The organism is Pseudomonas paraeruginosa PA7 (assembly GCF_000017205.1).
Classification (GTDB): domain Bacteria; phylum Pseudomonadota; class Gammaproteobacteria; order Pseudomonadales; family Pseudomonadaceae; genus Pseudomonas; species Pseudomonas paraeruginosa.
In genome coordinates this window covers 6,079,488-6,099,547 of sequence record NC_009656.1, presented here as the reverse complement: position 1 = coordinate 6,099,547, position 20,060 = coordinate 6,079,488, and the positions used below count along the sequence as shown (strand labels likewise).

Annotated in this window: 18 protein-coding genes, 2 tRNA genes and 1 pseudogene; 1 reads left to right on the top strand and 20 read right to left on the bottom strand. The window is 67.1% G+C overall.

Annotated elements, in window-relative coordinates; all coding sequences use genetic code 11:
- Nucleotides 1-158: 158 nt before the first annotated feature.
- The 17 genes and pseudogenes from dctD to PSPA7_RS28100 all read right to left on the bottom strand — a co-directional run bounded on the left by dctD (nucleotide 159) and on the right by PSPA7_RS28100 (nucleotide 17,514).
- A complete protein-coding gene (dctD, locus tag PSPA7_RS28180; protein WP_012077802.1) occupies nucleotides 159-1,547 on the bottom strand; it encodes a two-component system response regulator DctD in 1,389 nt (462 codons plus the stop codon).
- Nucleotides 1,544-3,383 (bottom strand): annotated as a pseudogene (gene dctB, locus PSPA7_RS28175) (two-component system sensor histidine kinase DctB). Before dctB ends, dctD begins: the two are co-directional and overlap by 4 nt.
- Before the next feature lie 61 nt (nucleotides 3,384-3,444).
- Complete coding sequence (gene rfbC, locus PSPA7_RS28170) at nucleotides 3,445-3,990, bottom strand: dTDP-4-dehydrorhamnose 3,5-epimerase (protein WP_003153917.1); 546 nt, start codon at nucleotides 3,988-3,990, stop codon at nucleotides 3,445-3,447.
- On the bottom strand, nucleotides 3,990-4,871 hold the full coding sequence (gene rfbA, locus PSPA7_RS28165) for a glucose-1-phosphate thymidylyltransferase RfbA (RefSeq protein ID WP_003153915.1): 882 nt from the start codon (nucleotides 4,869-4,871) through the stop codon (nucleotides 3,990-3,992). The genes rfbC and rfbA overlap by 1 nt, the downstream gene beginning before the upstream one ends.
- Nucleotides 4,868-5,776: a dTDP-4-dehydrorhamnose reductase gene (gene rfbD / locus PSPA7_RS28160; RefSeq protein WP_012077800.1), complete on the bottom strand. Its 909-nt coding sequence runs from the start codon at nucleotides 5,774-5,776 to the stop codon at nucleotides 4,868-4,870. The genes rfbA and rfbD overlap by 4 nt, the downstream gene beginning before the upstream one ends.
- Nucleotides 5,773-6,831: a dTDP-glucose 4,6-dehydratase gene (rfbB, locus tag PSPA7_RS28155; RefSeq protein ID WP_012077799.1), complete on the bottom strand. Its 1,059-nt coding sequence runs from the start codon at nucleotides 6,829-6,831 to the stop codon at nucleotides 5,773-5,775. The genes rfbD and rfbB overlap by 4 nt, the downstream gene beginning before the upstream one ends.
- 234 nt (nucleotides 6,832-7,065) lie before the next feature.
- Nucleotides 7,066-7,141: transfer RNA gene (locus tag PSPA7_RS28150), tRNA-Thr, on the bottom strand.
- Between the two features lie 73 nt (nucleotides 7,142-7,214).
- Nucleotides 7,215-8,744: a DHA2 family efflux MFS transporter permease subunit gene (locus tag PSPA7_RS28145; protein WP_012077798.1), complete on the bottom strand. Its 1,530-nt coding sequence runs from the start codon at nucleotides 8,742-8,744 to the stop codon at nucleotides 7,215-7,217.
- A gap of 10 nt (nucleotides 8,745-8,754) precedes the next feature.
- Nucleotides 8,755-9,939: an HlyD family secretion protein gene (locus tag PSPA7_RS28140; protein WP_033999894.1), complete on the bottom strand. Its 1,185-nt coding sequence runs from the start codon at nucleotides 9,937-9,939 to the stop codon at nucleotides 8,755-8,757.
- A gap of 14 nt (nucleotides 9,940-9,953) precedes the next feature.
- Nucleotides 9,954-11,426: an efflux transporter outer membrane subunit gene (locus tag PSPA7_RS28135; protein WP_012077796.1), complete on the bottom strand. Its 1,473-nt coding sequence runs from the start codon at nucleotides 11,424-11,426 to the stop codon at nucleotides 9,954-9,956.
- A 3-nt stretch (nucleotides 11,427-11,429) separates the two neighbouring features.
- Nucleotides 11,430-11,900, bottom strand: a complete 471-nt coding sequence (locus PSPA7_RS28130) for a MarR family winged helix-turn-helix transcriptional regulator (RefSeq protein ID WP_003152836.1) — start codon at nucleotides 11,898-11,900, stop codon at nucleotides 11,430-11,432.
- 400 nt (nucleotides 11,901-12,300) lie between these two features.
- Nucleotides 12,301-13,521, bottom strand: a complete 1,221-nt coding sequence (locus tag PSPA7_RS28125; RefSeq protein ID WP_012077795.1) for a methyltransferase — start codon at nucleotides 13,519-13,521, stop codon at nucleotides 12,301-12,303.
- A gap of 68 nt (nucleotides 13,522-13,589) precedes the next feature.
- Nucleotides 13,590-14,282 carry an ABC transporter permease gene (locus tag PSPA7_RS28120; RefSeq protein ID WP_003152840.1) on the bottom strand — a complete coding sequence of 231 codons (693 nt, stop codon included), beginning with the start codon at nucleotides 14,280-14,282 and terminating at the stop codon, nucleotides 13,590-13,592.
- On the bottom strand, nucleotides 14,279-14,974 hold the full coding sequence (locus tag PSPA7_RS28115) for an ABC transporter permease (RefSeq protein ID WP_003110597.1): 696 nt from the start codon (nucleotides 14,972-14,974) through the stop codon (nucleotides 14,279-14,281). The genes PSPA7_RS28120 and PSPA7_RS28115 overlap by 4 nt, the downstream gene beginning before the upstream one ends.
- A 61-nt stretch (nucleotides 14,975-15,035) precedes the next feature.
- Nucleotides 15,036-15,788 (bottom strand): ABC transporter substrate-binding protein, encoded by a 753-nt coding sequence (locus tag PSPA7_RS28110; RefSeq protein WP_003096156.1) that lies wholly within the window; start codon nucleotides 15,786-15,788, stop codon nucleotides 15,036-15,038.
- Nucleotides 15,789-15,802: 14 nt separating this feature from the next.
- Nucleotides 15,803-16,576, bottom strand: coding sequence for an ABC transporter ATP-binding protein (locus PSPA7_RS28105; protein WP_012077794.1), 774 nt, complete (start codon nucleotides 16,574-16,576; stop codon nucleotides 15,803-15,805).
- 248 nt (nucleotides 16,577-16,824) lie between these two features.
- Nucleotides 16,825-17,514, bottom strand: coding sequence for a DUF502 domain-containing protein (locus PSPA7_RS28100; protein WP_012077793.1), 690 nt, complete (start codon nucleotides 17,512-17,514; stop codon nucleotides 16,825-16,827).
- Between the two features lie 158 nt (nucleotides 17,515-17,672).
- On the opposite strand from PSPA7_RS28100, the gene PSPA7_RS28095 reads away from it, so the two are divergent.
- Nucleotides 17,673-18,410 (top strand): SDR family NAD(P)-dependent oxidoreductase, encoded by a 738-nt coding sequence (locus tag PSPA7_RS28095; RefSeq protein ID WP_003152844.1) that lies wholly within the window; start codon nucleotides 17,673-17,675, stop codon nucleotides 18,408-18,410.
- A gap of 56 nt (nucleotides 18,411-18,466) precedes the next feature.
- On the opposite strand, the gene PSPA7_RS28090 is transcribed toward PSPA7_RS28095, so the two are convergent.
- From PSPA7_RS28090 to PSPA7_RS28080, 3 genes are all read right to left on the bottom strand, one after another.
- Nucleotides 18,467-18,542: transfer RNA gene (locus PSPA7_RS28090), tRNA-Phe, on the bottom strand.
- Between the two features lie 113 nt (nucleotides 18,543-18,655).
- Nucleotides 18,656-19,738 (bottom strand): oxidoreductase, encoded by a 1,083-nt coding sequence (locus PSPA7_RS28085; RefSeq protein ID WP_012077792.1) that lies wholly within the window; start codon nucleotides 19,736-19,738, stop codon nucleotides 18,656-18,658.
- A 26-nt stretch (nucleotides 19,739-19,764) separates the two neighbouring features.
- Nucleotides 19,765-20,037, bottom strand: coding sequence for an oxidative damage protection protein (locus tag PSPA7_RS28080; protein WP_003096100.1), 273 nt, complete (start codon nucleotides 20,035-20,037; stop codon nucleotides 19,765-19,767).
- Nucleotides 20,038-20,060: the final 23 nt, after the last annotated feature.

Sequence of the window (20,060 nt, the reverse complement as noted above, 5' to 3'; positions counted from 1 at the left end):
GCGCAGCGGCAGTTGCTGCGCGAGTGGAGAAAAGCGCCTGGTCTTCTGCTTGTTGGAACGCTTCAAGAAGCGGGGAGCAAGCCTTGTGCCAGCCGTGCGGTGCCATGGAGGGTCGATATCGCGGAGCGAAAGGCGAACGGGTGGCGATATTCCGCCATTCAGTCGCCATCCTCTGGCGGATTCTCGCCAGGCGTGTTGAATGGCAGGCCGTGCTTGCGCAGCTTGTCGTGCAGCGTCTTGCGCGGAATGCCGAGGGCCTCGGCGACGCTGCGCAGCGAATTGTGCGGGCGTTCCAGCTCGGCGGCGATCAGCGAGCGCTCGAAGGCCTCGACCTTGGCGCTGAGGTTGTGCGGCTCGTCGGCGGCGTCGGGCAGCGCGCCGTCATCCAGGCTAAGGCCGAGACCGAGGGCGAAGCGTTCGGCGGCGTTCTGCAGCTCGCGCACGTTGCCCGGCCAGTCGTAGGCCAGCAGCCGCGCCGATTGCCCGGCGTCCAGCTCGCGCGGGGGCAGGCCATGGCGCATGGCGCCGGCTTCGGCGAAGTGGCGGAACAGCAGCGGGATGTCCTCGCCGCGCTCGCGCAGCGGCGGAATGCGCAGGCTGGCGACGTTGAGACGGTAATAGAGGTCGGCGCGGAAGCGTCCCTGGTCGGCGGCCTGGCGCAGGTCCTCCTTGGTCGCGGCGATGATGCGGATGTCCAGCGGAATCAGCTGGTTCGAGCCGAGTCGCTCGACCACCCGCTCCTGCAACAGGCGCAGCAGCTTGACCTGCACGTCCAGGCTCATGCTCTCGATCTCGTCGAGGAACAGGGTGCCGCCGTTGGCGTACTCGAACTTGCCGATGCGGCGTTTCTGCGCGCCGGTGAAGGCGCCGGCCTCGTGGCCGAACAGCTCGCTTTCCACCACCGACTCGGCAAGGGCGCCGGCGTTGATCGCGACGAACGGACCGTCACGGCGGCTCGACAGGTCGTGCAGGGCGCGTGCCACCACTTCCTTGCCGGCGCCGGTCTCGCCGAGGATCAGCACGTCGGCCTGGATCGCCGCCAGCGAGCCGACCTGTTCGCGCAGGCGCTGCATGCCGGCCGACTTGCCGATCAGGCGGCCGTGCAGTTCATGGCGCTCGGCCAGGGCCAGGCGCAGGGTGCGGTTCTCCAGGACCAGGCGGCGTACTTCCAGGGCACGGCGCACGCTGTCGAGCAGGGCGTCGCTGGGGAAGGGCTTTTCCAGGAAGTCGTAGGCGCCGCCGCGCATGGCCTGGACCGCCAGCGGCACATCGCCGTGGCCGGTGATGAGGATCACCGGCAGGTCGGCGTCCTGTTCGTGCAGTTGCCCGAGCAGCTCCATGCCGTCCACCCCGGGCATGCGGATGTCGCTGACCACCACCCCGGGCCAGTCCTTGCACTGCGCGGTGTCCAGCTGGCGCGCGTCGTCCAGGGTCGCGGCCTTGAGCCCGGCGAGGTCGAGCGTCTGGCGCAGGGCCTGGCGCAGGTGCGGATCGTCGTCGATCAGCAGGACCTGGGTCTGGGCATCGAATGGCGCGAAGGGACTCATGCGCGGGTTTCCTCCTGGGGCATGGCGGCGACGCCGGGGGTTCCCGGCAGCAAGTGCAGGCGCACCACGGCGCCGCCCTCGAGATGGTTGCCCATTTCCAGGCGGCCACCGAGGGCGCGCAATAGGTTATCGCAGATGGCCAGGCCGAGGCCGAGCCCTTTCGCGGTGGTCTTGGTGGTGAAGAAGGGTTCGTGGGCGTGGGCCAGGGCCTCTTCGGAGAAGCCTGGCCCGTTGTCGCGCAGGGTCAGGGTCACGCCGTGCGCATCCTGGCTGGCGATTACCCATAGGCGCCGCGGCGGAGCCTTCTCGGCGAGCGCGTCGAGAGCGTTGGTGAGCAGGTTGCCGAGGATCTGTCGCAGCCGCGTCTCGCCGGCCTGGACCCACAACGGGGCGTCCGGCACGTCGCGCAGCAGCTCGACGTTCATCGCCCGCCGCCGGCTGGCGACCATCGACAGGGCGTCCTCGATCGCCGGCTGCAGTTGTACGTTCTCCGGCGCGCGCCGTGCGCCGCGGGCATAGGCCTTGAGGTGGGCGATGATCGAGGCCATGCGGGTGGTGAGGTCGCTGATCTGTTCGAGGTTGCCGCGGGCGTCCTCGGTGCGCTGGTGGTCGAGCAGCACCCGGGCGTTGTCGGCGTAGCTGCGGATCGCCGCCAGCGGTTGGTTCAGCTCGTGACTGATGCTCGCCGACATGGTGCCCAGGGCGGTCAGCTTGCCGGCCTGGACCACTTCGTCCTGGGCGCGCATCAGCTCGCGCTGGGCCTGCTCGCGTTCGTGGACTTCCTGCTGCAGTTGCGCGTTGGCGTTCTCCAGCTCACGGGTGCGCTCCAGTACGCGTTCCTCCAGCTGGCGCTTGGCTTCGGCCTCGAGGGCGATGCGGTCGAGGTAGTGACGGCGGCTGAGGGTCAGCAGGGTGAGCAGCAGGAGCAGGGCGAGGAGGGTCGCGCCGCCGATCAGCAGGACGCTGCGCACCGGTCGCTCGATCAGCGTGCGCGGCGCGTAGATGCTCACCGTCCAGCCGGTCTCCGGCAGCGTCTGGCTCTGGCTCAGCCAGGCGCTGCGCTGCAGGTGCAGGGGCTTGGGGTCCTGCACGGGATAGGGGATGTTGGCGTGGATCTCGTCGCGCTCCGCCTCGCTCAGCGGCCGGCTGGCGTGGAAGCGCCAGTCCTCGCGTGAGGAGAGGATCACCACGCCGTAGTTGTCGATCACCAGCAGTTGCTCCGGCGAATTGCCCCAGAGCCGTTCGATGTGTTCGAGATCGACCTTCACCACCAGCACGCCGATGATCCGCGAGCCTTCCTTCACCGCGCTGGCGAAGTAGTAGCCGCGCTTGATTGAGGTGGTGCCCAGGCCGAAGAAGCGCGCCAGGCGACCCTGCATGGCTTCGCGGTAGTAGGGGCGGAAGGCGAAGTTGCGGTGCACGAAGCTGTCCGCCTGGGCCCAGTTGGAGGCGACCTGGGTGGTGCCGTCCGGTTGCAGCAGGTAGATCACGTCGGCGCCGGTGCGCCGGCGGATATCGGCCAGCGCCTCGTTGGCGATCTTCTGCAGCAGCGGGTCGCCAGGCTGTTGCAGGGCCTGGCGGAGTACCGGCAGGCCGCCGAGGATCTGGGGCAGTTCCTCGTAGCGGCGCAGGGTGCCGAGCAGGTTGGCGACGTAGAGGTCGAGGGTCTGGCGGTTCTGCTCGGCCAGTTGCTCGCTGTAGTAGCGCTCGGCGAAATACTGCAGCGGCCAGAGCAGCGGGGCGAGGAGCAGGGCGAGGATGACCAGCGAGCGCCAGCGATGGAAATAGGCTTTCAAGAGCAACGAACCTGCCGTGGCTGCGGATTATCCGGGGCATCCCGGGCGGGAATGCCCCTAAATTACCACGCCTTGCGGCGAGCCCGATCGCCCGTAGGCGTTCAGGGGAAGTAGTCGGCCTCGGCGAAGGCCTTGGCCTGGCGGTCCTTCTCGGAGAGCAGCGGGGCTTCCCGCAGCGGCCAGTCGATCTTCAGGTCGGGGTCGTTCCAGACGATGCTGCGCTCGTATTCCGGCGCCCAGAAGTCGGTGGTCTTGTAGAGGAACTCGGCGTATTCGCTGAGCACCACGAAACCGTGCGCGAAGCCGGCCGGGATCCACATCTGCCGCTTGTTCTCCGCGCTCAGCCGCTCGCCGACCCACTGGCCGAAGGTCGGCGAGCCGCGCCGCAGGTCGACGGCCACGTCGAACACCTCGCCGAGGGTGGCGCGCACCAGCTTTCCCTGGGCCTGCTGGATCTGGTAGTGCAGGCCGCGGAGGACACCACGGGCCGAGCGCGAATGGTTGTCCTGGACGAAGCTGACCGGATGGCCGCAGGCTTCCTCGAACGCGCGCTGGTTGTAGCTTTCGAAGAAGAAGCCGCGGTCGTCGCCGAACACCCTGGGTTCGAAGAGGATCACGTCGGGAATCGCCAGGCGGGTCGCTTTCATCAGTACACGGTCTCGGTCAGCAGTCGCTTCAGGTATTGGCCGTAGCCATTCTTGGCCAGCGGCGCGGCGAGTTTTTCCAGTTGCGCGGCGTCGATCCACTTCTGCCGGTAGGCGATCTCTTCCGGGCAGGCCACCTTGAGGCCCTGGCGATTTTCCAGGGTGGCGATGAACTGGCCGGCCTCGAGCAGCGAGTCGTGGGTGCCGGTATCCAGCCAGGCGTAGCCGCGGCCCATGATCTCCACGCTGAGCTGGCCACGCTCCAGGTAGGCGCGGTTGACGTCGGTGATCTCCAGCTCGCCGCGCGGCGAAGGTTTCAGGCCCTTGGCGATGTCCACCACCTGCTGGTCGTAGAAGTACAGGCCGGTGACCGCGTAATTCGATTTCGGCTTGAGCGGTTTCTCTTCCAGGCTGATGGCCTTGCCGCCCTGGTCGAACTCGACCACGCCGTAGCGCTCCGGGTCCAGCACGTGGTAGGCGAAGACGCTGGCGCCGCTCTCGCGCTGCGACGCGCTGCCGAGCAGTTCGTGGAAGTCGTGGCCGTAATACAGGTTGTCGCCCAGGACCAGCGCGCAAAGGTCGTCGCCGATGAACGATTCGCCGATCAGGAAAGCCTGGGCCAGGCCGTCCGGCGAGGGTTGCACGGCGTATTGCAGGTCCAGGCCCCAGTGGGCGCCGTCGCCCAGCAATTGCTGGAAGCGCGGGGTGTCCTGCGGAGTGGAGATGATCAGGATCTCGCGGATGCCCGCCAGCATCAGGGTACTGAGCGGGTAGTAGATCATCGGCTTGTCGTACACCGGCAGCAGTTGCTTGGAGATGGCCAGCGTGGCCGGGTGCAGGCGGGTGCCCGAGCCCCCGGCGAGGATGATGCCCTTGCGTTTCATAGTGGTCCCTGTTCGCTCAGTTCCTGGATCATGCGTCCGGCATGGTAGCGCCAGTCGGGCAGCACCAGGCCGAAGACCTGTTGCAGCTTGCGGTTGTCCAGGCGCGAGTTGGCCGGACGTTTCGCCGGTACCGGGTAGTCGGCGGTGGTGATGGGCAGGACCCGCTGCGGCTCCGTCTTCAATTCCCAGCCCCGCTCCAGCGCCTGCTCGATGACGAAGCGCGCATAGAGGTGCCAGGAGGTCTCGCCGCTGGCGACCAGGTGGTAGGTGCCGCTGGCCCGCGTCGCCAGATCGGCGTCCCAGCGCAGGCGCTGCAGGGCCTGGGCGGTGACGTCGGCGATCAGTTCGGCGCTGGTCGGTGCGCCGAACTGGTCGGCCACGACCTTGAGTTCGTCGCGTTGCCCGGCCAGGCGCAGCATGGTCCTGGCGAAATTCCCGCCGCGCGCGGCGTAGACCCAGCTGGTGCGGAAGATCAGGTGGCGGCAACCACTGGCGCGGATGGCCTGCTCGCCTTCCAGCTTGGTCTGTCCATAGACGCTGAGCGGGCCGGTCGGCGCGTCCTCGGCGAAGGGCGCGCTGCCCGCGCCGTCGAACACGTAGTCGGTGGAGTAATGCACCAGCCAGGCGCCGCAGGCCGCGGCCTCCTCGGCCAGCACCGCGACGGCGCGGGCATTGATCAGGCGGGCGTTGTCGGCATCGCTCTCGGCCTTGTCCACTGCGGTATAGGCACCGGCGTTGACGATGAACTGCGGCCGCTCGGCGCGAACCAGTCGCGCCAGGCCTTCGGGGTCGGCGAGGTCGGCGCGCCGGCGGTCGCAGACCAGCAGTTCGCCCAGCGGCGCCAGGGCGCGCTGCAGCTCCCAGCCGACCTGGCCGTTGGCGCCGAGGAGGAGGATCCGGTTCATGCGTACTGCTTACCCACCCACTCGCGGTAGGCACCGCTGGTCACGTTGGCCACCCAGTCCTGGTTGTCCAGATACCAGCGCACGGTCTTGCGGATGCCGGTCTCGAAGGTTTCCGCCGGCTTCCAGCCCAGCTCGCGCTCCAGGCGCGTGGCATCGATGGCGTAGCGGCGATCGTGGCCCGGGCGATCCTTGACGAAGGTGATCTGCTCGCGATAGCTGTGGCCATCGGCGCGCGGTTGCTCCTGGTCGAGGATGGCGCAGAGGGTCTCGACCACGTCGAGGTTGGCCTTTTCGTTCCAGCCGCCGACGTTGTAGGTCTCGCCCAACTGGCCGGCTTCCAGGACCCGGCGGATGGCGCTGCAATGGTCCTTGACGTAGAGCCAGTCGCGGATCTGCTGGCCGTCGCCGTAGATCGGCAGCGGCTTGCCGGCCAGGGCGTTGTGGATCACCAGTGGGATGAGCTTTTCCGGGAAGTGGTAGGGGCCGTAATTGTTCGAGCAGTTGGTGGTCAGCACCGGCAGCCCATAGGTGTGGTGGTAGGCCCGCACCAGGTGGTCGGAGGCCGCCTTTGACGCCGAGTAGGGGCTGTTCGGCTCGTAGCGGTTGTTCTCGGTGAAGGCCGGGTCGCTCGGTGCCAGCGAGCCATAGACTTCGTCGGTGGAAACATGGAGGAAGCGGAATGCCGCCTTCGCTTCCGGCTCCAGCGCGCCCCAGTAGGCGCGCACTTCTTCCAGCAGGCGGAAGGTGCCGACGATGTTGGTCTGGATGAAGTCCTCGGGGCCGTGGATCGAGCGGTCCACATGGGATTCCGCGGCGAAGTTGAGGATCGCCCGCGGCTGGTGCTCGGCGAGCAGGCGGGCTACCAACTGGCTATCGCCGATATCGCCGGCGACGAAGGTATGCCGGGCGTCGCCGTCGAGGCTGGCGAGGTTCTGCCGGTTGCCGGCGTAGGTGAGCTTGTCGAGGCTGACCACCGGCTCGTCATGCAGGGCCAGCCAGTCGAGCACGAAATTGGCGCCGATGAAGCCGGCGCTGCCGGTCACGAGAATCGTCATGAGTCATACCTTGTTCAAGCAGTGGTTGTCCGTAGGGCTGCTTCGGCACGTCCCGCCAAGGTGTACCAATCGATCGTGAAGACGACGATTAGTACGGGAAAAGTGGCGTTCCTGCCAACCCCAGATCTGGTAGGTGCATATGACCCGGCATTCTATGCGAAGTGCCATCATCGGGCGGCAGCTAGGAGGATAAAACAAAAAAGCCCCGCGCGAGGCGGGGCTTTCGGGGATTCATGGTGCCGGCACCAGGAGTCGAACCCGGGACCTACTGATTACAAGTCAGTTGCTCTACCAGCTGAGCTATACCGGCGAAGAGGGCGACATTATAGCCAGCCGCCGCCAGGAGTAAACCACTGATTTTCCTGCCTGAATGCCGTTCGTCCTCAATGCCCGGAGGCGGCTGCGCCGGGCTTGGCGCCGAACGGCGGGCGGGCCAGCCAGATGATCACCAGCAGGGCGAGGAACAGCCAGCCGAGCATGGTGAAGTAGTCGATGGTGGACATCATGTAGGCCTGGCTCTGCACCATCCGGTCGAGCAGCGCCGCGTTCGTCTGGGTGTTGCCGCCGAGTTGGGCGAGGGTTTCGTGGGTGGCCGGGTCGTAGAGGCTGATGTTCTCGCTCAGGTAGGCGTGGTGCTGGATGGCGCGGCGGTTCCAGATCCAGGTGGTCAGCGAGGCGGCGAAGCTGCCGCCGAGGGTGCGCAGGAAGGTGGCCAGGCCGGAGCCATCGGCGATCTGGTCCGGCGGCAGGTCGGAAAGCAGGATGCTCAGGATCGGCATGAAGAAGAACGCCACGCCGAGCCCCATGATCAACTGCACGATGGCGATGTGCTGGTAGTCGACCTCGGTGGTGAAATTGGCGCGCATGAAGCAGGTGATCGCCATCGCCAGGAACGACAGGCCGGCGAGCATGCGCAGGTCGAAATGGTTGGCGTAGCGGCCGACCAGCGGCGAGAGGAACACCGGCAGGATGCCGATTGGCGCGGCGGCCAGCCCGGCCCAGGTGGCGGTGTAACCCATCTGGGTCTGTAGCCATTGCGGAAGCAGCAGGTTGATGCCGAAGAACGCGGCATAGCCCAGCACCAGAGCCAGGGTGCCGGCGGCGAAGTTGCGGTGGGCGAACAGGCGCAGGTTGACGATCGGATGGCGGTCAGTGAATTCCCAGATGACGAAGAAGGCCAGGGCGATCGCCGCGATCAGCGCGCCGCCGACGATGAAGTTCGACTCGAACCAGTCCAGGTCGTTGCCCTTGTCGAGGACGACCTGCAGGGCGCCGACGCCGATCACCAGGGCGATCAGGCCGACGTAGTCCATCGGCGCCTTCCTGATCACCACCGGGCGCGCCTTCAGTTGCTGGTAGACGACGAAGGCGGCGAACAGGCCGACCGGCACGTTGATGAAGAAGATCCACGGCCAGCTGTAGTCGTCGGTGATCCAACCACCGAGGATCGGCCCGGCGATCGGCGCCACCACCGTGACCATCGCCAGCAGGGCCAGCGCCATGCCGCGTTTCGCCGGTGGGTAGATGGAGATCAGCAGGGTCTGGGTGATCGGATACAGCGGCCCGGCGACGAATCCCTGCAGGGCGCGGAAGCCGACCAAGGAGGGCATCGACTGGGCGATGCCGCAGAGGAACGAGGCGAGTACGAACAGCAGCGCGGCGGCGATGAACAGGCGCACCTCGCCGACCCGCCGGGCCAGCCAGCCGGTCAGCGGCAGGGCGATGGCGTTGCTCACGGCGAACGAGGTGATCACCCAGGTGCCCTGTTCCGAGCTCACCCCGAGGTTGCCGGAGATGGTCGGCAGGGCGACGTTGGCGATGGTGGTGTCGAGCACCTGCATGAAAGTCGCCAGGGACAGGCCGATGGTCGCCATCACCAGGCTGGGCGGGGAGAAGCTGCTGCTTTCGCTCATGCTGGCTGGCTCAACGCTGGGCGGTCTTGCCGTGGTCTTCGGCGAGGTTGGCTTCGATCAGGCGTTCGATCAGCTTGTCGGCGGAGGCCAGTTGCTGCTGGTAGACATCGGTGGAGAACAGCGCTTCGCGCGGTGGCTGCTGGGCCAGGGCCGGGCCGCTCTGGTCATGCAGGTCGACCTTGACGTCCATCGACAGGCCGATGCGCAGCGGATGCTTCTGCAATTCTTCCGGATCGATATGGATGCGCACCGGCACCCGCTGGACGATCTTGATCCAGTTGCCGGTGGCGTTCTGCGCCGGCAGCAGGGAGAACGCGCTGCCGGTGCCCACGCCGAGGCTGTCGACGGTGCCGCTGTAGCGCACGTCGCTGCCGTAGAGGTCGGAGCGGATCTCCACCGGCTGGCCGATACGCATGTGCTTGAGCTGGGTTTCCTTGAAGTTGGCGTCGATCCAGATCTGCTCCAGCGGGACCACCGCCATCAGCGCATTGCCCGGTTGCACGCGCTGGCCGACCTGCACGCTGCGCTTGGCGACGTAGCCGGTGACCGGCGCGACGATGGTCGAGCGGGCATCGTCCAGGTAGGCCTGGCGCAGTTGCGCGGCGGCGGCCTTGACGTCCGGGTGGGAGGTGATCTGGGTGTCGTCGACCAACGCGCGGTTGGTGTTCAACTGCTGTTCCGAGCTGGTCAGCGAGGCTTTCGCGCTGTCCAGGGCGTCGCGGGCATGGGCCAGTTCTTCCTGGGAAATGGCGCCGTCGTCGGCGAGGTTCTTGCGCCGCCTGTAGTCGGCCTCGGCCTTGGCCAGCGCGACCTTGCGGGTGGCGACCTCGGCGCGATAGCCGTCGACGTTGCTGAACAGGCCGCGTACCTGGCGCACGGTATGGGCCAGGTTGGCCTCGGCGCGTTGCAGGGCGATGTCGGCGTCGCTGGGATCGAAGCGCACCAACTCCTGGCCCTTGCGCACCAGGTCGCCGTCGTCGGCGCCGATGCTGACCACGGTGCCGACGATCTGCGGCGTGATCTGTACCACGTTGCCGTTGATGTAGGCGTCGTCGGTGTCCTCGTGCCAGCGCCCATAGAAGAATTCCCAGGCCACGCTGGCCAGGGTGCCGAGGATGATCACGGCGAGCAGGATCAGCAGCCAGCGCTTGCGCTTCGGGTTGCCGGCCGGGGTTTCGCTGTTGGCGGTCGTCATGGTGGGTGCCTCGTTCATTCGGTCGGCGCGTTGGCGAGCGCGGCGGAGCGGGAGTCGGGTTGGAAGCCGCCGCCCAGGGCCTGGACCAGCTGGACGGAGAGATCGATCTGCTGGCTCTGCAGGCTGGCCAACTGGCGTTCGGCGACCAGCAGTTGCTGTTGCACGCTGAGGGCGTCGAGGTAGCTGCCGACGCCTTCGCCGTAGCGACGCATGGCCAGGTCGAAGTTGGACCTGGCGATATCGCGGGCCTGGCGCTGGTCGACCACCTGCTGCCCGAGGGAGCGCAACTTGCCGAGGTCGTCGCTGACCTCGCCGAGGGCCTGGACCAGGGTCTTGTTGTACTGGCCGACGGCCAGGTCGTAGTCGGCGTCGCGTCCGGCCAGGTTGGCGCGGCGGCGGCCACCGTCGAAGATCGGCAGGGAGATCGCCGGCGCCACTTGGAAGAAGCGGCTCGGCGCCTGCAACACGTCGCTGGTGTGCAGAGCGGCGAGGCCGGCCATCGCGCCGAGATTGAGGTTGGGATAGAACTCGGTCTTCGCCGAGTCGATGTCGCGGCTTGCCGCCTCGACCCGCCAGCGCGCGGCGACGATGTCGGCGCGGCGGCCGAGCAGCTCCGCCGGGAGTACCGCGGGCAGACTCAGGCTGGCCGGGTTCAGCGGTTGCGGCCGCTGCAGTTCGAGACCGCGATCGGGCCCCTTGCCCAGCAGCATGGCGAGGGCGATGCGGGCGCTGGCGATGTCCTGCTCGGCGGCGCTGAGCTGCTGGCGGGCGGTGGCCAGCTGGGTCTGCGTCTGTTGCAGCTGGACCTTGCTGTCGAGCCCGGCGCTCATGCGTTTCTGGCTCAGTTCGGTCATGCGCTGCGAGCGCTTCAGTTCTTCCTCGGCGAGATCGCGCACGGTGAAGGCATGGTCGAGATCGCTGTAGGCGCGGGCGATGCTTGCCGACAGGCCGATGCGCGCGGCCTGGCTGTCGACCTGTGCCGCATTGGCCCGGCCGAGGGCGGCTTCCCAGGCGGCGCGTTCGCCGCCCCAGAGGTCGAAGTCGTAGTTGAAGCCGAGCGACAGGTACTTGATCGCCGAGTAGCGCCCGCCGAGCGGTGCTGGGGCGACGCTGGTCGGCGCGCGGGCTCCGGAATAGCTGGCCTTGGCGTCCAGCGTCGGCTGGCGCGCGGCATCTTGCGCCTGGGCCGTTGCCGCTGCCTGGCGCGCGCGGGCCTCGGCAATCTGCAGGTCCGGCGTGCCTTGCAGGGCCTCGGCGATCAACTGGTCGAGCTGGCGGTCGCCGAGCCCGGTCCACCAGTCCTGGCGCGGCCAGGCCGCTGGCGACAGGGCTACGCCGTCCAGGCTTCTGCCTGCCTGGAGGGCGCCAGCCTGTTGCAGACGGGCGTTCGGCTCCAGGCCTTCGGAAGTGACGCAGCCGGCGGCCAGGAGGATCGCCGAGGCCAGGGCCAGCCGCTGTGGCCAGGGATGGAAAAGGGGGAGCGGCATGGATCAGGACTCCTGCAGGCTGGCCCGAGGGCAGCCGGCGTGTAGCAGAACCTTGGTCAGCAGATGGGTCAGCGTCTGCAATTCTTCCGTGCTCAGGCAGGCGACCAGCTCGTTCATCGCCGCCGAGGCGATCTGCGGAAGCTGCTCCTGCACGCGCCGCCCGGCTTCGCTGAGTTCCAGGCGCACGCAACGGCGGTCCTCGGGGCAGCGACCGCGCAGGAGCAGGCCCTTCTTTTCCAGGCGCGCCAGCATGCGGGTCATCGAGCCGCTGTCCAGCGACAGCTCGCGGCACAATTCGACCGGGCTGTTGGCGCGGTTCAGACCGACGAAGATCAGCACCTTGAACTGCGCGGCGGTGATGTCCAGCGCGGCGAGGTGCTTCTCGAGGATGCGGTCCTTGGTCGCGGCGCTGACGCCGATGAGCTGGCCAATGGAGCCCTTGAAGGGAAAATCGGAAGCGCTGTAGTGACCCATGGGGGAGAGATCGCTGTCTGGGCAGTAAAGTGTTTCAAAATAATACTGCCTAGGCAGCGATTAACAAGAGGTCAGCTGTTGCAATAAAAGAACAATCCGTTCCTTCGAACGTTATCCGATGCCGTTTTGCAACTATTGCCGATGCTGGAGTCCACTTTCGAATTAACCGGAAAGCCAGGCTTATGCACAAGCGGGCAAGGAATAGGAAGGAAATGCTCTAAGAGCCGCTCCGGTTATTTCGCTTGTTATCAAACTATTGTTTTATATGGATTTTCTTTTTTCTGTTCATTTTTTGAACAGCATTGTCCGTGCCTGGATACGGGCCTCCCGGCAGATGTTTCCCATAACTTGTCACCAGACTTATCCACAGGTTGTGTGGGTAAACACCTGAAACGCCGTGTCAGCTGCGTTCCGCAAGGATCAGCAGGTTGCGCGGAGACAGGGAAGACGGACAGAACTCGCCCAGGCGAACGGCGTAGCCCTGCTCGACCAGGTACAGGCAGCGGTCCAGCAGCAGCCAGAGTTCCAGCGGGCGACGGAACAGGGCGCGCACCAGTTCCAGGTTGCGAACCACAGCCAGGCGCCGCCAGCCGGCCGCCTCCAGCGCCTGCCAGTCGCGTGCCGCCGGCTCGGGAAGCCCCTTGAGAAGGGCGATTTCGCGGCAGTAGTCGGCGTATGGACGTGCCAGCCAGGCCAGCGGAAGGGAAGGCACGCTGAGGTACTCGTCGATCCCGCGCAGTTCGCGTTGCAACAGGTCGAAGCCCAGGCGCCGGGCCATCGACTGGTCGCGCTGACGACGTACCCGCTGGCTGGCGGTGACGGTCTCGCTGAGGGGCAGGCGCAGGTCGTCGAGCGATAGCGCGAGCGGCGATCGGCCTGCCGCTTGCGACAGCGGCTGGTAGAAAGGCCCCGGAATGCGGTTGTAGCAGCATGGCGCCACCGCCAGTTGGCGACAGCCGGCCTGGCTGGCCAGGCGCAGCAGGCGCAGGTGCAGTTCGCCGCAGGCGTGCAGGGCCACCGGCGTATGTTCGGGAAGCAGGCGTTCGGCGCAATCGGCGGCGAGCACGTCCTGCCGGAGATGATGGGCGGAGAGACCCAGGCGGTCACTCAGGCGTTGCCCGTCGGCGACCAGCGCCGGGTCGTGCTCGAGGCAGGTCAGCGGCTGCCCGGTGTGGGCCAGCAGGCGGCCGAGATGGCCCTTGCCGGAGCACCAGTCGAGCCAGTGGGCGGCTGGCCGGGCGAACCGCAGACGCCCGGCGAACAGGCCGATCTGCTGCCACTTGCGTCCCGGTACGTCGACATTGAAGCGGTTCGGTGCCTGCGGGCGCTCCGCCAAAGGCAGTTCGCCGACCGCGCCCAGCGCCGCGGCCCGGGCGGCGAGTTGCGGATAAGGGGCGGGTGCGGCCAGGCGGGTGGGCTGGTTGTGCTCGGCATCGGCCTGTTCGAGGCTGCGCCCGCGCAGCCATGACGCCAGCTCGGCGTGTTCGGCTTCCCACGCCAGGGTCGTTTCGCTGAACGGCCGGGGCCGCCAGAGCCGCTGGTGTTCGAGCAGGAACGCATCCAGCGCGAGGAAGCGCTGCGACAGGGCGTCGCCACTGAGGAAGGAAAGAGTTTCGGACACGATGCGAGCGGTGGCGGCAAAACGGGGCGGCGATTATAGCCGCCCCGCGGGCATCGGAAAGCGCCCGCTCAGCGGCCCTGGGTGGCGTCGACCCGCAACCAGCGTTCGATCAGGCGGAAGATCCGCGTCAGCACGATGGTGATCACCAGGTACAGCGCGCCGGCCAGGCAGAAGAACAGCATCGATTCGTAGGTGCGGGCGATGATGGTGCGGGCCATGCCCATGATGTCGAACAGGGTCACGGTGTAGACCACCGCGCTGGCCTTGAGCATCAGGATCACTTCGTTGCTGTAGGCCGGCAGGCCGATGCGTACCGCGCGCGGCAGGATGATGTGCCAGAGCGCCTGGCGCCGCGACATGCCGAGGGCGCGGGCGGCCTCCACCTCGCCGACCGGCACCGAATGGATCGCGCCGCGAAGGATCTCGGCGATGTAGGCTGCGGTGTGCAGGGTCATGGTCAGCAGCGCGCACCAGTACGGATCGCGCAGGTAGGGCCAGAAGGCACTCTTGCGCACTTCCTCGAACTGCGCCAGGCCGTAGTAGACGATGAACAGCTGCAACAGCAGCGGCGTGCCACGGAAGAAGAAAATATAGGCGTACGGCAGCGCGCGCACGTACCAGTGTCGCGAGGCGCGGGCGATGCCCAGCGGCAGGGCCAGGGCGAGCCCTGCGACCACCGCGATCGCCAGCAGCTCCAGGGTCAGCGCCGCGCCCTGGAGCATCTTCGGCATCCACTTGAGGATCAGCTCCCACTCGCTCATAGCTCGTTCCTCACGAAACCACGGCCGGCGCGACGTTCGAGGAAGTGCAGGGCGACCATGATGACGACCGTGAGGCTCAGGTAGATGGCGGCCGCGGTCATGTAGAAGGTGAAGGGTTCCTTGGTCGCGTTGGAGGCGACCTGCGCCTTGCGCATGATCTCGTCGAGGGTGATCAGGGAGACCAGCGCGGTGTCCTTCAGCAGGATCAGGTACAGGTTGCCCAGGCCGGGCAGGGCGACCCGCCAGATCTGCGGCAGGACGATGCGCCAGAAGATCCGTCCGGGCGACAGGCCGAGCGCCTGGCCGGCCTCGCGATGGCCGCGCGGAATGGACAACAGCGCGCCGCGGAACACCTCGGTGGCGTAGGCGCCGAAGCACAGGCCGAGGGCCAGGGTGCCGGCGGCGAACGGTGAGAGCGCCAGGTCCGGCTTGCCGAAAAGGTCGCCGAGGGCGTTCAGGCCGCTCACCGTGCCGAAATAGATCATCAGTACCCAGAGCGTTTCCGGCACGCCACGGACGATGGTGGTGTAGGTGCCGCCGAGGAAACGCAGGGCGGCGTACTTCGAAGTCTTCGCGATGGCGCCGAGGAGGCCGAGCAGCAGCCCCACGCAGACCGCCGCCAGCGACAGCTTGAGGGTCATCCAGGTACCGGCGAGCAACTGGTCGCCGAACCCATGCAGGTCGAGAATCATGAGAAGTCAGGCCTGAAGGCGGCCGGCGCCGGGACGCGCCCGGCGCTGGCCTGGCTTGGCATCAATAGATGCTGAAGGGGAAGTACTTGTCGTTGATCTTCTTGTAGGTACCGTCGGCGACGATTTCCTTCAGCGCGGCGTTGAGCTTCTCGCGCAGCGGGTCGCCCTTGCGCACGGCGATGCCGATCTTGTCGTTGTCGAACACCGGTTCGCCCTTGAACTCGAACTCCTTGCCGGCGTCGCTCTTCAGCCAGTCGTACTGCACGAACTTGTCGGCCAGCACGCCGTCCAGGCGCCCCGAGGAGAGGTCGAGGTAGGCGTTCTCCTGGGTGTCGTAGAGCTTGATGGTGACCACGTCGGCCATGTTGTCTTCCAGCCAGGTGCCGGCGATGGTGGCGCGCTGGGCGCCGATCACCTTGCCCTTCAGGGAGTCCTTGTCGGTCTTGAAGTCGACGCTCTTCGGTGCGACGAACTGCAGCTTGTTGGTGTAGTAGGGATCGGTGAAGTCGACCGCCTGCTTGCGCTCGTCGGTGATCGACATGGACGCGACGATGAAGTCGAACTTCTTGGCGTTCAGCGCCGGGATGATGCCGTCCCAGTCGGAGGTCACCACCTCGCACTCGGTCTTCATCTTGGCGCACAGCGCCTTGCCGATGTCGAGGTCGAAGCCGACCGCCTGGCCGCTGGCGTCGATGCCGTTGAAGGGCGGGTAGGCGCCTTCGGTGCCGATGCGCAGCTTGTCGGCGGCGCTGGCGTCGAGGGCGAAGGCCAGGGTTGCAGCGGCGGCCAGCAGGATCTTCTTATAGTTCTTCATGCGGTGTTGCTCCGTTAGCGGTGGCTGGACATGAACTGTTTGCAGCGCGCCGACTGGGGGGTTTCGAAAACCTGTTGCGGCGTTCCCTGCTCTTCTACCAGGCCCTGGTGGAGGAATACCACCTCGCTGGAAACCTGGCGGGCGAAGCTCATTTCGTGGGTGACCAGCAGCATGGTCCGGCCCTCTTCGGCGAGCGCACGGATCACGTTAAGCACTTCCTGTACCATTTCCGGATCGAGCGCCGAGGTGGGCTCGTCGAACAGGATCACCTTGGGCTGCATGGCCAGGGTCCGGGCGATGGCCGCGCGCTGCTGCTGGCCGCCGGAAAGCTGCGCCGGATAGCTGTGGCGCTTGTCGGCGATGCCGACCTTGGCCAGCAGGCCCTCGGCGATCTCGATCGCCTCGGCCTTGCTCTTGCCCAGCACGCGGCGCGGCGCCTCGATCACGTTGTCGAGGATGCTCATGTGCGGCCACAGGTTGAAATTCTGGAAGACGAAACCGAGCTCGCTGCGCAGCCGGTTGATCTGCTGGCTGTCGGCGGCGACCAGGTCGCCGTTCTTGCTCTTCTTCAGGCGCAGCTCTTCGCCGGAGACCAGGATCTGGCCCTGGTGCGGGTTCTCCAGCAGGTTGATGCAGCGCAGGAAGGTGGACTTGCCCGAGCCGGACGATCCGAGGATGGAGATCACGTCGCCGTCGCGGGCGGTGAGGGAGATGCCCTTGAGCACTTCGAGGTCGCCGTAGCGCTTGTGCAGGTTACGGATTTCCAGTGCGGGGGTGGCCTCGGCCATGGATTTTCCTCTTGTTATTCGGATTGGAAGGGCCTTCCTGGCGAAGGCAAGCTAGCACAGCGTTTCAACCGGAGCCAAGCAGGCGACGTGCCTCTGGAGCGGGGTTGGCGGCATCTTGTCACATCGCTGCAGTGCGCTGTCGCGTAGGAACAAAACTGTCGGCTTTCGTCGGAAACTCCCAGGGAAGCCTGACCTGAAGCGGAGCCCGGACGTTGCGGGCTGCCCCGTTCGCGGGCGCGTCGCGCGGCCTAGGTGCGCGCCGCTGGCTCTTCCCCGTCCGCTCCGCCCAGGACCTTGGCCGCGGCCCGTGGCGGCGGCGGGGTGATGCCCATCGACACGTAGATGCTGGTGAAGGTGTCCATGCCGATCTGTGCCGGTTTCACCCATTCCACAGGAACGTAGAGCAGGCCGCCGCCCACCGGGATCGGCGCGGTCGGCACCAGGATCGCATAGTGCGCGCGGCCGTCCAGCTCCACCGGCTCGGGGTTGGGCATCAGCGCCAGCACGGCGGCGCCGTCGCCGCCGAAGAAACACCACACCGGGCTCATCGCGGCGATGTCGGCGTCCTGCTTCTTGTCCAGCAGGCCGACGAAGCGGTCGGCCAGGTTGTACAGGTTGCCGATCAGCGGGGTGCGCCGCAGGGTCAGGTCGAAGAGGTGGGCCAGCGGTCGCTTCAGGCCGAGCTGCACGCCGAGGCCGAGCAGGTAGATGGCTACCAGCAGCAGCGCGGTGCCGAGCAGGTAGGCCAGCGGTGAATCGCCGGCCAATGGCTGGCCGATGGCGGCGAAGCCGCGGCCGATCAGGCTGGAAGGACCGACGAAACGGTTCAGCAGGCTGACCACCCAGGCCAGCAAGGCCACGGTGAGTACCAGCGGGAGCATCAGCAGCAGGCCGGCGAGCCAGGTGGTGAGCAGGGAGTTGAAGCTTCTCTTCAGCATCGGTCGGGTGTCCGGGCAAGGTCCGCCTAGTCTATCGGCACCGCCTGGCTCGCGCTCGGCCGTTCGCCGGGATGGGCGAAAGATCCGCCGCGGCGATTCGTCATTCCTTGTAGGCTGTGCGAATCGCGTTCATTCCTGCAGGTCTTCACGGAGGGTGTATGGCGGAGAGAAAGACCCTGTTGCTGACCGGGGCGAGCCGCGGTATCGGGCATGCCACGGTGAAGTACTTCAACGCCGCGGGCTGGCGGGTGTTCACCGCGTCGCGGCAGAGCTGGGCCAGCGAATGTCCCTGGGCGGACGGCGAGGAGAACCACATCCACCTGGACCTGGAGGACATTCCCGGCGTCGAGGCCAGCCTGGAACTGATCCGCGACAAGCTCGGCGACGGCCGGCTGCACGCGCTGGTGGACAACGCCGGCATCTCGCCCAAGGGCGAAGGCGGCGAACGCCTCGGCGTGCTGGAGACCGACTACGCCACCTGGCTGCGGGTGTTCAACGTCAACCTGTTCTCCACCGCGCTGCTGGCGCGCGGCCTGTTCGCCGAGCTGAAGGCGGCGCAGGGAACGGTGATCAACGTGACCTCCATCGCCGGCTCGAAGGTGCATCCGTTCGCCGGGGTGGCCTACGCCACTTCCAAGGCGGCGTTGTCCGCGCTGACCCGCGAGATGGCCCACGACTTCGGCCCGCATGGGGTGCGGGTGAACGCCATCGCGCCGGGGGAGATCGACACCTCGATCCTCTCGCCGGGCACCGAGGAGATCGTCGAGCGCAGCATCCCGCTGCACCGCCTCGGCCGGCCGGAGGAGATCGCCTCGCTGATCTACTTCCTCTGCACCAGCGGCGCGTCCTACGTGAACGGCGCGGAAATCCACGTCAACGGCGGGCAGCACGTCTAGGCGAACGGCGGAAAGCAAAAAGGCCCACCCGGAGGTGAGCCTTTTCGTCGTGTTCATGGTGCCCAGGGACGGAATCGAACCGCCGACACGGGGATTTTCAATCCCCTGCTCTACCAACTGAGCTACCTGGGCAACGGGGCGCAATTAAACGGGTTTAGCGCGGCAGTGTCAACACCGGCGAAGAAATTTTTTTTGTTTTTTAACGCCTTACGATCCCCTCGCGGTTTCCGCCGGACTGCCGGGCCTCAGTTCCAGGCCTGGCGTTCCTCGTCGCGCAGTTCCACCGGCAGGCCCCGGCCTTCCTCGGCGGAGCGTCGTGCCAACTCCAGCAGGGCCATCAGCGCGCAGGCCTGTTCCGCCGACACCGGGTTGTCCGACTGGCCGCGGATGGCGGCGGCCAGCGCCTGGTAGTAGCGGCTCTGGTCGCCGGCCGGGGTGACCAGCGACTGGCGCAGGCCCTGGCCGTCGATGTGCTGCAGCAGGTCGGGATCGCGGCCCCAGCCGGCGGAGCCGGGGCACAGGCCCTGGAGCAACTGCGCTTCCTGGATGTCGGCGCCGGCCTTGAGCAGGCTGCCGTGGTCGCCGTGCACATTGAAGCGTGGCGCCGGATTGGCGGCGAGCATGCTGGCGCGCAGCGCCACCTGGCAGTGCGGATAGTCGAGCAGGACCTCGAACCAGTCGTCGGTCAGCGCGCCCTCGCGCAGCCGGCGCAGGTGGCCGTGCACCCGCTGCGGTACGCCGAACAGGCACAGCGCCTGGTCGAGCAGGTGCGGGCCGAGGTCGAACCACAGCCCGGAGCCGGGCAGGTCGTGTTCGCGCCAGCGGTCGCGGACCTGCGGGCGGAAGCGCTCGATGGCCGATTCGAAGTAGCGTACCGGGCCGATGCTGCCGGCCTGCAAGGCGGCCTCCACGGCGAGGAAGTCGCTGTCGAAGCGGCGGTTCTGGAACACCGAGAGCATCTGCCCAGGCCGCTCGCGGGCGAGGTCGGCGAGGCGCCGGGCTTCGGCCAGGGTGACGGTGAACGGCTTGTCCACCACCACGTGCTTGCCGGCGCGCAAGGCCCGTTCGGCGAGGTCGGCGTGGGTGGCGTTGGGCGAGGCGATGACCACCAGGTCGATGTCGACGGCCTCGATGGCTTCATCCGGATCGGCGCTGACCCGGGCTTCGGGCAGGTCGGCGTGCACCCGCCCGGCGTCGTGCGAGACCACGCGCTCCAGGCGCAGCGCAGGCACCGCGCGGATCAGCGGGGCGTGGAAGGTCTTGCCGGCGAAGCCGTAGCCGATCAGCGCGGTGCGGATCGGAGGCGGGCCAGAGAGGGGTGGGGTCATGGCGGCCTCCGTTGGGCGGGGTGGGGTCAGGCGGATGGCGGCACGTAGCCGTCGGCCTTGGCGTAGTCCTCTCCGGAGAGGAACTTGTCCATCTCCTGCTGGAGGAACTTGCGATCCTCGGCGTTCATCATGTTCAGGCGACGCTCGTTGATCAGCATGGTCTGGTGCTTCTGCCACTCGTCCCAGGCCTTGCGCGACACGTTGTTGTAGATGTCCTCGCCCTTGGCGCCCGGATACGGCGGGCGGTCGAGGCCGGGCAGCTCTTCGTGGTACTTGCGGCACATCACGGTGCGGCTCATGGTCGTTCTCCTGCAGTTGCCGC